This window comes from Roseivirga seohaensis (assembly GCF_001592945.1).
Classification (GTDB): Bacteria; Bacteroidota; Bacteroidia; order Cytophagales; family Cyclobacteriaceae; genus Roseivirga; species Roseivirga seohaensis.
In genome coordinates, this window is the sequence record NZ_LRPB01000004.1 from 1 (window position 1) to 13,412 (window position 13,412).

General features: G+C 40.7%; 8 protein-coding genes. 1 reads left to right on the forward strand and 7 read right to left on the reverse strand.

Annotation, left to right across the window (positions count from 1 at the left end; translation table 11 throughout):
- The 6 genes from AWW67_RS02305 to AWW67_RS02330 all read right to left on the reverse strand — a co-directional run.
- Positions 1 to 5,424 (reverse strand): beta strand repeat-containing protein (locus tag AWW67_RS02305; RefSeq protein ID WP_141655363.1); only part of this gene is annotated, 5,424 nt, incomplete at its 3' end.
- A 120-nt stretch (positions 5,425 to 5,544) separates the two neighbouring features.
- Entirely contained in the window at positions 5,545 to 6,153 is a 609-nt protein-coding gene (locus AWW67_RS02310) for a phage tail protein (protein WP_062299981.1), read from the reverse strand.
- Between the two features lie 23 nt (positions 6,154 to 6,176).
- On the reverse strand, positions 6,177 to 6,785 hold the full coding sequence (locus tag AWW67_RS02315; protein WP_053222101.1) for a phage tail protein: 609 nt from the start codon (positions 6,783 to 6,785) through the stop codon (positions 6,177 to 6,179).
- A 204-nt stretch (positions 6,786 to 6,989) separates the two neighbouring features.
- Positions 6,990 to 7,919 (reverse strand): methionyl-tRNA formyltransferase, encoded by a 930-nt coding sequence (locus tag AWW67_RS02320; RefSeq protein WP_062299983.1) that lies wholly within the window; start codon positions 7,917 to 7,919, stop codon positions 6,990 to 6,992.
- Position 7,920: 1 nt separating this feature from the next.
- The gene (locus tag AWW67_RS02325; protein ID WP_141655364.1) at positions 7,921 to 9,024 is read right to left on the reverse strand and encodes a type 1 periplasmic-binding domain-containing protein; all 1,104 of its coding nucleotides are present in this window, start codon (positions 9,022 to 9,024) and stop codon (positions 7,921 to 7,923) included.
- Positions 9,025 to 9,060: 36 nt separating this feature from the next.
- A complete protein-coding gene (locus tag AWW67_RS02330) occupies positions 9,061 to 9,750 on the reverse strand; it encodes a Fe2+-dependent dioxygenase (protein WP_062299987.1) in 690 nt (229 codons plus the stop codon).
- 165 nt (positions 9,751 to 9,915) lie between these two features.
- Here AWW67_RS02330 and AWW67_RS02335 point away from each other — a divergent pair, with 165 nt between their 5' ends.
- Complete coding sequence (locus AWW67_RS02335; RefSeq protein WP_062299988.1) at positions 9,916 to 11,673, forward strand: tetratricopeptide repeat protein; 1,758 nt, start codon at positions 9,916 to 9,918, stop codon at positions 11,671 to 11,673.
- A 181-nt stretch (positions 11,674 to 11,854) separates the two neighbouring features.
- Here AWW67_RS02335 and amaB read toward each other — a convergent pair whose 3' ends face one another.
- A complete protein-coding gene (gene amaB / locus AWW67_RS02340) occupies positions 11,855 to 13,405 on the reverse strand; it encodes an L-piperidine-6-carboxylate dehydrogenase (protein ID WP_062299990.1) in 1,551 nt (516 codons plus the stop codon).
- Positions 13,406 to 13,412: the final 7 nt, after the last annotated feature.

The following is a 13,412-nucleotide window of genomic DNA, read 5'->3' on the forward strand; positions in this document are numbered from 1 at the left end:
TAAGTCTGTAGTACCATCTACTTTTTTCAAGCTGGTTATTACTGGACTGGTGGCCGTACCGCCAGAAATTGAAATGGCAATATCTGCTATCTCCAAAGCGCCACTTCCTCCATTCGTGCTGTAAAGTCCTTCACTCGCAAAAATCTCTACAAAAGTATTTCCATTATGTAGACTTAAGCTGGTAATTACTGGGGCTACAGCATCAACTAAAACAGCCGTAGTTGTTCCTACTGAGTTTAAGGTAAGATTAGCATCGTTGGTTGCGGCATCTTTCAAAGTGCCTCCGTTAGCGGCAAGGGTTCCCACAGAAATGCCATCAGTATCAACATCACCTGATTGTACAACATACCTAAACAATAAAGCTCCTGTGCCTGTACCACTCGTATAGGCCGCTTGGCGAGTAGTAGAGCCTATAGTAATTGCTAGTTGTGGGGTTCCCCCAGCGTCTACAACTGTTACATTCTCAGAGAAATTAACTGTGAAATCTAAATTCTGACCCGCTACATAAGTAGCATTTGCTGGTACACTTACACTTGTTACTGTTGGGGCTACCGCATCTACTAAAACAGCTGTAGTTGCTCCTACTGAGTTTAGGGTAAGATTAGCATCGTTGGTTACTGCATCTTTCAAAGTGCCTCCGTTAGAGGCAAGGGTTCCCACAGAAATACCATCGGTATCTGCTTCTCCTGACTGTACAACATATCTAAAGAGTAAGCCACTTGTTCCTGAACCGCTCTGGTACACTGCCTGACGGGTGGTAGAACCTATTGTTACTGCCAATTGAGGAATTCCGCCTGTAGTTACAACCGTTACATTCTCAGAAAAATTAACCGTGAAATCTAAATTCTGCCCGGCAATATATGTTGCGTTCGCGGGAACGGAAACGCTTGTTACTGTTGGGGCTACCGCATCTACTAAAACAGCCGTAGTGGCTCCTACTGAGTTTAAGGTAAGATTAGCATCGTTGGTTGCGGCATCTTTCAAAGTGCCTCCATTAGCGGCAAGGGTTCCTACAGAAATACCATCGGTACCTGCTTCTCCAGACTGTACAACATATCTAAAGAGTAAGCCACTTGTTCCTGAACCGCTCTGGTACACTGCCTGACGGGTGGTAGAACCTACCGTTATCGCCAATTGGGGAATTCCGCCTGTTGTCACTACGGTTACGTTCTCAGAAAAATTAACCGTGAAATCTAAATTCTGACTGGCAATGTATGTTGCGTTCGCCGGGACGGAAACGCTCGTTACTGTTGGGGAGGTAACATCATTAGTGACTTGTGGAGATGGAGTTTGAGCTACAAAACCTCCAGTTCCGTCAGCACTACGAGATATAGAATTACTCGCATCACCTGCTACTTGTAAAGCAGGATTTCCTAAAGCGGCTCTAAGAGTTGCATCATCAGAGCTCCCGTACACTATTACATCCACTAAACCGTCTAAAGTTGGTGCCGAAGCTCCAGTGAAGTCGTTCTGACTTCCAACATACAGTGCTACTGCATCTGGGCCATTTTGGAGGTCGGGTGAAGCACCCCAATCTTGGTCTTTGCTTCCAAAAGCTGTTTCGCCTATCACATAAAACCCGTTGGCATTTGTTGACCCTGTAAGATCAAAATCCTTATATGCTAAATCATCACCACCGTTAAACCAAACCATTACTAAACCTGATAGACTAGTGGCATTAGCTTCAGTATTATACACTTCAATAAATTCAGCATCCGGGCCTGCACCAGCATGCACTTCATTGATTTTAATATTCGTAGGAGTAACAAAAATATCGAAGGTTTGCGCTGGTGAAGTGTCTACACCACTATTGGCTGTACCTCCATTATCTGAAATGGTTACCGAAATGGTTGCTTTGCCAAATTTCGTTGCATCTGGCGTAAAGGTCAGAACACCTGTAGCACTAATGGCTGGTCCAGATGTAAATAAAGTAGCGTTAGTATTATTGGTGATATTAAACTGCACAGTTTGGGTTGCCTCTGCATCACCATCGTCAAATGTTGTGATAAAGCTGTTTATTGATTGCGCTCCAGCATTTTGAGCTACGGTTTGGTTTGCACCAATCGTAAAAGTAGGCGCATCATTAACTGCGGTAATATCTATATTTCCGCTGCCCACTTGAGGATTAACCGTAGCATCATTTGCGTTTAAGGTAAATGTTGCGGCATTATCGCCACTCACGTTTGAAGCTCCAGTGTATTTAATATTGGCTGGGGTATCAAAGTAAGTATTGATATTGGCGGCTGTACCTGCCAAAGTAAGAGAAGCAGTACCTGAACCACCAATGGTCACGCCTCCACCCGAGGTTGCAGTAAAAGTACCTGCCGAAGCCGCTAATGTTGCAGTAAGTGCATCTCCATCAGGATCAACTAGTGTAACAGCCGATAGATCAAAGTTGCTCGCAGCATCTTCAATCACAGTTATATCTGTAGGAACACCAGTTGCTGTTGGGGCATCATTCACTGGGGTAATCGTAATGTTAAAGGTCTGATTGGTTAATTCTCCGCCATCTGGATCACTTACTTTAAACACAAAGCTGTCGGAAATATCATTGTCGGTTGTACTGACATACCTGATTCTATCACTGTCAAGATCGTTTTTAGTGAAAGTGGCATTCAATACAAGTTCCGTATCGCCTGCATTAAAAGTATTGCTTGGGTTGGTATCTATAAACAGGGTGCCTTTGGTAGTGGCCGTTGTAATCGTAAAAGTAAGTGTTCCTCCCTCTGTATCGCTGGCGTTTAACTTCCCTGAATCAATAAGCTCTGTGGCCCCTTCGTTTAAGGTTAGGCCAGTATTTACAGTTACCGTTGGGGCGTTATTTGTTCCGAAATTCAAGGCTGTGCCGTTTGTGATTCCTGCATAACTGTTTCCAGCAATATCATCTATAGCTGTAGCGGCAATTCTAACAGAGTAATTAGATGATAAATCCAAATTGCTACTTGGGTTGATGGTCAGTACGGCACCACTAATAGAAGCTTGTGTACCTGGAGAAGCTGCGTCTATTGTGAAAGAATTCGAACCATTGGTCTCGTCAATTACTTCAATATTTCCTGTTCCAAAGGCAATATTTTCATTGAAAGTAAGAGTAATATTTCCACTTGTATTTACCCCAGTTGCGTCATCAGCGGGACTGCTAGAGCTTAAAGTTGGGTTTGAAGTGTCTACTACAATTGACAAGGCAGCCGAGGCAGCACTTTCGTTGCCTGCGGCATCGGTAGCTGTGAAAGTTATGTTATGGGTTCCTTCAGAAAGGGTTCCACTGATTGTTTGAAGCCAGTTGCCACTACCATTAGCAGTGGAAGTACCCACTTGACCATCAATTGATGAAATTATTTTTATAGAAGCATTGGCCTCTGTTGAACCACTAAACCTTGGTTGGGTATTAGAAGTAATATCATCAGAATTTGAGGTCCCAGTGTCCCAGTTAGCTGTCAAGTTTGGAGCACTTGGGGTAGCAGGAGCAGTCGCATCATAAGTTCGGCTCAACTGTGTAGCAGCTGTATTGTTATTACCAAAGGCATCTTGTGCAGCTCCTGCCCCCACATCAACAGTTACAGCACCATCCCCTGTGGGGGTGATATCTGCCGTGTAAGTAGTTCCTGATCCAGCAAAATTACCAGCCGACCCATTGCTCACTGTAATATCTCCAACGGCAAAGCCTGTGACAGACTCACTAAAAGTTATGGTTACAGAGAATGGAGAAGAATTTGTTGGGTTACCAGCTCCTGTTGTGATTGTAGTTGAAGGGTAGGTTGCGTCTTCATCATTGATGGTTATTGTAACCTGTTGAGTCCCACTTTCTACTGCATTGGTTGGTGCACCCATATCAACAATTATGGTTTCACTTCCTTCCTCAATGCCGTCAAATTGTGAAGTAACACGAACACTATCCATAATTTCTCCTGGAGAAAGTGTAATAGTAGTACCAGTCAATGAATAATCTGTTCCGCCACCAGTTGCTGTTCCACTGAATGACAAAGGTATAGTTACAGTTGTTCCTGCTACTGCATCAATTTTACCTCGGATGTAGGCTTGCCCTCCACTCTCATCGGTTATTGGATTGTAAATTGGCAGCACTTCCAATGTTGCATTCGGCTGAGAGTCGTCATCGATAATCGTAAATGTTCGTTGTTGAGTACCGTTTTCTGTTCCATTGCTAACGGAAGAAATATCTATTATCACGGTTTCATTCCCTTCATAAAGCACATCTGGCACGTTGGTGAGCACAATGGAATTTGTTGTATTTCCTGCGCCAACAGTAATAGATGAAGAAGAAATAGTATAATCCACCCCACTACCAGTTGCTGATCCTGAAAACGACAGGTTAACCGTAGTATTTGCCCCATATGCATTTGATAGTGTGGCTGTCACTATACTTGCAGTAGTGATTGATTCACTTTTAGAAGTAGGTGTAATACTCAATGTAACCGTTGGCACTGCCCTCATTGTCAAAGTGGCTATATAATTACCACTGCTGTTTTCCGTACCATCATTCACTTCAAACTGAAAAGAAGTGTTTGAAGAACCATTCTGAATGTATTGTAGGTTACCTGCATTTATATTGGCTACACTGATTTGTTGCGAAACTGAAACTGCTTCACCTCCATCAAATACATCGTCATTATCTGCATCTAGATACAGGGTTCCATTTGTAGGTAAAGCTTCAATCAAAACACTGCTGAGCGGATCGCCATCACCATCGCTGTAGCCGAAATCGCTGGCAGAAAAGGTATAGGTCAAATTCTCAGAAGGGTTTGCTGTAAAAGAAGAAGCGGTTGGGGCGTTGTTGGAGGCTACAGCTGCCGCCAGCAAAACATCATCTATTGCAAAATTTGCTGGCGCAGGTGTGTTCATTGTCATTCTAATTTCATCAATATTACCCCACCCTGATGAAGCCGAAACATCTCCTGAAGTAACTGTAAAGTTGGTAACTCCCGGAGAAGATATGGTCTTAGTAATTGCCCCTGAAACTGCACTACCGTTATCATACCCTTGAACGGTTATATTCTGGGTTGTTCCTGTAGCCACTGCAAAAGCAAAGCTTGTTACTCCAAAATTATTTGCTGCATTATCCGATTTGTAAGAAAAAGATGTAACATTTGTACCTGTAGCTGTCATAATCACTGCCAAATCTGATCCGCCAGATATACCCGTAACTGTATTGTTTACTGTAATATTGACAATATTACCAGAAGTAACAGCAGAAACTCCTAGAGCGTGACCATCAATATTTGTAGCACTGGGATTCGTAGATGCCCCCGTAAGCAATCTTGCTGAGCCGGCCTCGAATGTAATAACACTACCTGTAGTTTGAGCCTTACTCCCATTCAAAAAGAGAAAAAAGAAAAAAGGGAGAGCCAAAAAGAATCGCTTATTAAAAACTTCAGAAAAAGCCTTGTATTTAATATGAACCAAATTCATCGGGTGGAAGATTAAATTAACAATACGTTAGAGTATATAAATTACTATAAACAATAAACTAAAATAAAATGACACCCAAGTGGGTATCATTTTATTTTTTTAACACAAAGAAATACAATATTAATTTCTTGAAGGGTATACTCCAAACATACAGATAATCCAATAGATCGTCAAGTAAGGCTGCATATTGGTATGGGATTGGTTACCTCCAGTTGGCTCCACTGATACTGGCTGTCCAGAAGGTATTTGAGAGGTTCCTGAACTCAAAGTTACATCATTTCCTGCGCTTCCATACATGTTAGTTGGAGTAGCAGCAAAGTTCACCTCTGTATTACCTTTAGCTAATGACAGACCCGCAGCTGGCGTATCTGTAGTTGCAGCCCCATCTTTAGCAGTCATAGAAGTTGTAATTGTCATCGGGTTTGCAGTTGTAGCAAAGTGATGATGTGAGGGTAGCTGTAACAGATTCAGTGTAACGGTCTCAACCCCACCTCTTGACCCTAACCGATGATCGCTCAGCCCAGGGCCCATTCCAGCAGATATGGGTATTCTACCTCTTAGGTCTGGTAGGCCGAATGTTGTCCTACCATCTCCACCGTAGGTTGTACCCAGAATTGAAAACAATGCAGTATTCTGAGCTATTGACATTAATTGACCTGCACAAAAGGCCCATGATCGTGGGGCAAAATTACCTGCAAATCCTCTAATTTCTCCTATAGTTCCTTCCATAATAATTAGTTTTAAGTAAAATTTTAATTTCTTGATGGAAACAAACCTTGCATACAAATAATCCAATAGATAGTCAAGTAGGGCTGCATATTAGTATGCCATTGACTTCCTCCTGTAGCTCCTACTGTCACTGACTGCCCAGCAGGTATTTGAGAGGAACCTGAACTCAGGACTACATTGTTACCCGTGCTTCCATACATGTTAGTGGGGGTAGCGGCAAAGTTCACCTCAGTATTACCTTTGGCCAATGACAGACCTGCAGCAGGTGTATCGGTAGTTGCAGCCCCATCTTTAGCAGTCATAGAAGTTATAACAGCCATCGGGTTGGTAGTTGCAGCAACGTGATAATGCGAAGGCATCTGAGAAGCAGTTAAAGTCACCGTCTCCGTTCCGCTTCTTGAACCTAGATTGTGATTACTGAGCCCTGGCCCTTGCCCAGCACTTATAGGCGCCCTGCCCCTTAAATCGGGTAGCGCGAAAGTAGTTCTTCCGTCACCTCCATACGTGGTGCCTAATAATGAAAATAAGGCTTGATTTTGAGCAATCGATAGTAATTGTCCGCTGCAAAATGCCCATGCCCGAGGCGCAAAATTACCCGCAAAACCGCGGATTTCGGCTAAATATCCTTCCATGATGTTTTAATAGTTGTAGGGTTATAAAAAATTATCTGTACTCTGTTTTTAAGGCAATTCTAATTAAATTGTGTTGAAGTTAAAAATAATATTGAAAGATTATAAGTTTTAAGACTATTACTTTCAAAGTAGCTCTGAAAAAAAAATAGAACCCCATTAACGAATATACTATTACTTTCAAGTACTCTTTCGCTCGCACGATATCTAATTTGTAAATTGATGTCCTGTTAAAAAACCAAGGTTAAACAATTTTACCCCCGACAAAAAACCTTCACCCGTTTGGGCTATAGTGATTCTCAGAAATTCATTGTTAATGCACGCCACCACTAAACCATAAACTACATCAGCATGCACTATTTGACCTGGTTCGGCCTGTATAGCGCCTTGCATGGTTACTGGGGTTACCTCTAAAATCCTCATTTCAAAACCTGCCAATTTGGTATTGGCACCGCTATATTTTGGATTGGTTGCATTAATAAGGCATTCAATTTCCTCTGCGGTTTGTTTGTTCCAGTAAATGGTTAAATCTTCAATGCTTGGTTTGCTCTCATAGGTCTCAATTTCAGAATCTAGCTTTAAATAGTTGTTCTGATTATTTGACAGCTTTTCAATAAGTTTTTCAGTTAGAGTAGAGGTGAATTCTCCCAGACGTTTACAGTGCAAGCCATAATTTTCTCCTGGAATAATTCTTAATTCTTCTCTCATCAACACAGGCCCCTCGTCAATTTTATCATTCATAAGGTGAATTGTCACGCCTCCAATTTCCTCATTATTCTTTAACTGCCAGAAAATAGGGTCAGCCCCTTTGTATTTAGGAAGCATACCAAAATGGAAGTTAATAAACCCTTTAGGAACGGTATTGAAAAGCTCATTAGGAATGATCCAAGGAAAAGTAAGCACCCAAACTACCTCTATTTCATTTTTACGTATGAATTGGCTAAGTTCAGACACCCAGTTTCTTCGCTCTAAGGAAAGAATTTGATCTTCTTTCAGTCCAATACTTTTAAGCACTGGCTCTATTTGAGGTCTGCTTTTCTTTAGGATTCCCACACCTTCTACTGAGCCAGTTTCCAGCATTTTTTTAATTGTTGGTGCAGAAAGAGCGTCTGAATTGGTAAGTATTAAGGTCTTCATTTTACACCGCCAAATATGAGTTCATCCAAGAACTACTTATAGCATCTCTTGATTGTCTAATTTTTTCATCATTCTTTAAATCGATATCAACTGAAATAATATCTTCAGATACCACCTGATTACCCGCCTTCACCTTATGCCTTACTAGTCGTATTTTTTCCTTTAAACATGGAATTTTAGTAGAGTCGTATTCTTTTCCACCATCTATTGCCAACATCTCTTTGATGAGCTCTTCTGCATCTATATTTTCCAGATTCTTGGCAATTACTCTTCCAACAGCGTGTCCGCAGTTTTTTCCCATGGTTTCAAAAATACCTTTCCACAACAAATCTCCCTTAGGTTGATTTTCGTGGGCTGTGGAAATCAATTCTAAACCTGATAAATCCTTTTCCTTCAATTCTAACAAATAAGGCAACCCGATTAATTTGGTTTTACTCATGAGTTCTCTTGAGTGAAACTCTTCCAGAAAGATTGTGGCTTCCTCTCCACAGAATAGAGGGAATACAAAGTCGTATTCGCTCATATCAATGTTATCAAACGCCTCTTTAACTTGAGATAACTTACCTGGTTGTGGTAGCGGCAACAGCCTTAGGTCATGATCAAAATTCTCGTCTTCTGAGTATAAACCTAACTGGATGCAATTCAAAAAAGCATAACCGGCATCGAACATAGAACTGAGAATAAGACCTTTTTTACCCAGGTTTTGAGCTGCATATTGCCCCATTGCCCAACAGTGTTGCCAAAGGTGAGTTGAGTTGATTAAGACTTGACTATTATAGCCTTTACTCGGTATAAGGTGTTCTCCTAAATTATTGATAATTAAAGGAACCTTCCGCTTTTCAAATTTATCGACAAAGCTCCCCATGGCATGATTGGTGAACAAACCTGTAACTAAGTTAGCATCATGGTACCCAAAAAATTTATCGAGAGATTTCTCTATCATCACAGGATTTCCCTGTCCAATCATTTCGGTAATAATTTCAAGCTCACAATCAGTATTAGAGAGCTCTAACTTTATGGCCTTTTTAAAAGCCTTGTCAAATTGCTTGCCCATAGGCAATATACCTGAAGTAGGTATCATTATTCCAATAGTAATTTCTTGCATACTTTTGTTTTGGTACGATGTGTTATGATGGTTCAATTATATTTCTGCCCACATGCGGATTAAATTACTGTAAATTTGCTGAAGCATAAGATGACTTTCCTTATGGTCGGTTGCCGATAGTTCATTGAGTACCTGATTAATCTGATCAATAATTTCACGCTTATTTGCTTCTCTGATAGCGCACTGCATCCAAGTAACTACAGCCAATCTTTTTCCTTGAGTAACAGGCAATACTTGATGCAGCCTTGTGGTTGGGTAAATCACCGCACTACCTGCTGATAGTTTAAAGCGTTGTAGACCAAACTCTGTCATTATCTCTAATTCTCCTCCTTCATAACTACTAGGGTCTGATAAAAATAGAGTCATTCCCACATCTGTCCTTATAGTAAATTGATTGCCCATCAGTGGGCTATCAACATGAAGACCATAATGCATTCCTGATTCATATTGACTAACGAGCGGAGGAAGGATAACCTTAGGGAGAATGGCCGATTGAATCCTGCGATTTTTAGAAATGGCTTGATGCACAATTTGACCAATCTGTTGAGCGTGAAAATTATTTTCGCTGTTTATCTGCAAATTGTTTTTAACATTTGCCGCATTTTCAGAAGCAGTACTTTTCCCATCTTTAAAGTTTGACTGCTCAATTAAATTGAGAATACTAGAGAGTTCGCTTGGGTTTATCAGTTGTGTTAACTCTAAGTAGTTTCCAGTTTCTATTATCATAGAATTACGTACATTCAAAATTCACCTAAGTATAACCATTGTTAAGAGATTAAAAAAAACATATATAAAATATTCAATACACTTTTAATAAAATAGAAAGCAATACTACCAACTCTTGATACGTAAGCATAAATTAAATAGCTTTCGAATCATAAACCACAATTAATGGATACTGCAAAGGACGAATCACTACTAGTACAGGCTAAATCACTTCAACAAAAAGGTGACTTAGTCAATGCAGAAAAGTTTTATCAACAAGCCTTAGAAAACAACCCTAATTCATTAGAGGCTATTTCTAGCCTAGCTATGCTATACCTTATGAAAGGGGATGCGCATAATGCGATTAGCAATTGGCAAAAGGCCTTAAAAATAAATCCAACCGACATAGAAAGCTTAAGCAACTTAGGCTATGTTTATTCTCAATTTCAAGATTTTAATACAGCTCTCCCTTATCTGGAATCTGCGCATAAGGTTGCCCCAGAAAGAGACGATATATGTCTTCAAATTGCTCAAATAAGAACACATCTAGGAAACCTTAGCGGGGCAAAAGAGATTCTCGCTCCCCTTATGGAAAGTGTTCCAATAAGTCCAAATGCATACTTAATGTATGCACAATTGGAGCTTTTAAGTAATGATTTCCCCGGAGCCAAAGCAACACTGAGAGAACTTCTGGATAAGAGCCCTAATTTACCAGAAGCAATGATTAATCTGGGTTCAATTTTAGAGACAGAAGGAAATACAAAAGAGGCTTTATCCTTTTTTAAGAATGCTGCAGAGAAAGCCCCTTTTCACTTTCAAGCAAACCTAGAACTAGGCCGGTTTATGAGCAGTAATGGGCAAGTTGAAAACGGATTGGCACATTTAAATAAAGCGGCTGAAATTCAACCTACCGATTGGGGCGTTCATGTTCACCTTGGTAATGCTTATCAAGAAATTGGTGATTTTGACAAGGCAATTAACTCCTACAAAAAAGCACTGACCATTAACCCAAATGATCTAGGCACAAGACAAAATCTCAGCAGGGTGACTTCAAGATTTGTACCCCCATGGCATTTGAAAATGCTAGCCGATCATGAGAGGAATGATGCTTTCGAGAAGGCTATTAAGAATACAGTTGGTGAGGAATCCGTAGTTTTAGATATTGGGACAGGATCTGGACTTCTAGCCATGATGGCGGCAAAATCTGGAGCTAAAAAGGTCTACGCTTGTGAACAGTCGAAATATATAGCAGACGCAGCACTAGAAAATATAACAAAGAATGCCCTAAAGGACAAAATTCAACTTTTTCAGTCTAAATCTACACAGCTTACCAATGAAGACCTTGACCCAAAACCCAATGTTATAGTAGCTGAAATTTTTGACTCTGGCCTTTTAGGCGAGCATGCCATCCCTTCTTTCCGGCATGCTTTACAAAACCTATGCTCTAAGAATACAAAGGTGATTCCTAAAGCTGCAGAAGTAAAAGGAAAGCTCCTTTATGCGCCAAAGTTGGGCTCTGTGAATCCGATAAAAGAAATCTCTGGCTTTGATCTTTCTGGTTTCGATCAGTTCAGAATTCCTGAAGAGTATATCACTCAAAATCTTGCCTATATTACCCATGAATTTTGCTCAGAAGAGTTCAAAATAATTGATGTAGACTTTGAGAATCCCTGGCCGGCAATTGCTCCTAATCAATGTAGAAGATTTGAAATTCACGTTGAAGTAAATTCTGACCAACAAATACATGGAGTAGCTTTTTGGTTTATTTTATTGATGGATGATAAAATTAAATTGAGCAGTGCTCCAGGCAGAAAAGATAATCATTGGGGGCAAGCAATTTCCTTCTTTCCACAACCTCTATATGGCAAATCGGGACAGAAGTTACGGATGATAGTAAATTACACGGATACTCAAATTTGGTTTGAAGACCCTAAACTTATTTAGGATAAGAATAACGTTCTGAAGCCCCCCATTACTCCTGATTTTAAGTAAGAAGGTTAGGAAAGCAGTTATGAGTTGCTTTATACTCCTTACAATAGTGGGTTTAACACACCATCTATATTACATTATAAGTGCAAAGGAGAAACACGATGGCTTACATTGCCATCGTGTTCTAAATCATCCCTTATAAATCAAACTTTATACCCTGCGCTAAAGGCAGTTCAGTAGAGTAATTTAGGGTATTGGTTTGTCTGCGCATGTAAGCTTTCCATGCATCAGAACCAGACTCTCTACCTCCGCCAGTTTCCTTTTCACCACCAAATGCACCGCCAATCTCGGCACCAGAAGTACCAATGTTTACGTTTGCAATTCCGCAATCAGAACCTACCGCTGAAAGGAACTGATGGGCATCTCGCATACTATTGGTCATAATGGCTGAAGATAAACCTTGTGCCACTCCATTTTGAATTGCAATGGCATCATGCACATCGCCTTTGTATTTAATGATGTATAAGATTGGCGCAAAAGTCTCGGCTTGAACGATTTCGAAATCGTTTTTCGCCTCTATAATACAAGGCTTTACGTAGCAGCCACTTTCGTAACCTTCACCAGAAAGCACACCGCCTTCAACCAATATTTTACCTCCTTCAGCTTTTGCTGCTTCAATGGCTTTGTTATAGTTATTTACAGAGTCTTTGTCGATAAGAGGCCCAACATGATTCTTTTCATCTAATGGGTTTCCAATTCTCAACTGCCCGTAAGCACCAACAACTGCATCTCTTACCTTATCGTAAATGTCTTCGTGAACTATCAACCTGCGGGTTGAAGTACATCTTTGGCCAGCAGTTCCTACAGCGCCAAATACAGCTCCAATCACTGTCATTTTTATGTCAGCATCTGGGGTTACAATAATGGCATTGTTACCACCCAATTCAAGGATGGATTTTCCTAAACGAGCCGCCACAGTTTGCCCAACGATTTTACCCATTCGGGTAGATCCTGTAGCCGAAATCAATGGAACTCTGTGGTCTTGCGTCATCCACTCACCCACCTTATAATCACCATTGATTAAACAGCTGATGCCTTCTGGCAGGTTGTTTTCTTTTAATACTTCTGCAATAATATTTTGGCAGGCAACACCTGTTAATGGAGTCTTTTCAGAAGGCTTCCAAACACAAACATCTCCGCAAACCCAAGCCAAAGCGGTATTCCACGACCATACAGCCACAGGAAAATTGAAAGCTGAAATAATACCTACAATACCCAATGGATGATACTGCTCTTGCATGTGATGCAGTGGACGTTCAGATTTGATAGTTAATCCATGGAGCTGACGAGAAAGCCCTACAGCAAAATCACAGATATCAATCATTTCTTGTACTTCGCCCAAACCTTCTTGGTAAGATTTACCCATTTCATAGGAAACTAACTTACCCAAGTCCGTTTTATGCTCTCTTAACTTTTGACCAAATTGACGAACAATCTCTCCTCTTAAAGGCGCAGGAGTACTTCTCCAATCTTTAAAAGCAGCTTGAGCCGTTTCGATTACCTTATCATACTGAGCTTGTGTTGTCACACTTACCTTACCTATTAGTGCACCATCTACTGGAGAGTAAGACTCTATATAGCTATCTCCACCATGTGACTGCAAACCTGTTGAGGTTCCGTTGTTTTCAGCTGCTACACCTAGGTTTTTTAGGGCCTCTGTAAGACCAAATTCAGTTTGAATATTCATAATATTT

What these genes read in the sequence shown, in the direction of transcription:
- AWW67_RS02310 (WP_062299981.1), bottom strand. Translation starts at nt 6,153, where the DNA reads ATGGAAGGAACTATAGGAGAAATTAGAGGATTTGCAGGTAATTTTGCC.
- AWW67_RS02315 (WP_053222101.1), bottom strand. Translation starts at nt 6,785, where the DNA reads ATGGAAGGATATTTAGCCGAAATCCGCGGTTTTGCGGGTAATTTTGCG.
- AWW67_RS02320 (WP_062299983.1), bottom strand. Translation starts at nt 7,919, where the DNA reads ATGAAGACCTTAATACTTACCAATTCAGACGCTCTTTCTGCACCAACA.
- AWW67_RS02325 (WP_141655364.1), bottom strand. Translation starts at nt 9,024, where the DNA reads ATGCAAGAAATTACTATTGGAATAATGATACCTACTTCAGGTATATTG.
- AWW67_RS02330 (WP_062299987.1), bottom strand. Translation starts at nt 9,750, where the DNA reads ATGATAATAGAAACTGGAAACTACTTAGAGTTAACACAACTGATAAAC.
- AWW67_RS02335 (WP_062299988.1), top strand. Translation starts at nt 9,916, where the DNA reads ATGGATACTGCAAAGGACGAATCACTACTAGTACAGGCTAAATCACTT.
- amaB (WP_062299990.1), bottom strand. Translation starts at nt 13,405, where the DNA reads ATGAATATTCAAACTGAATTTGGTCTTACAGAGGCCCTAAAAAACCTA.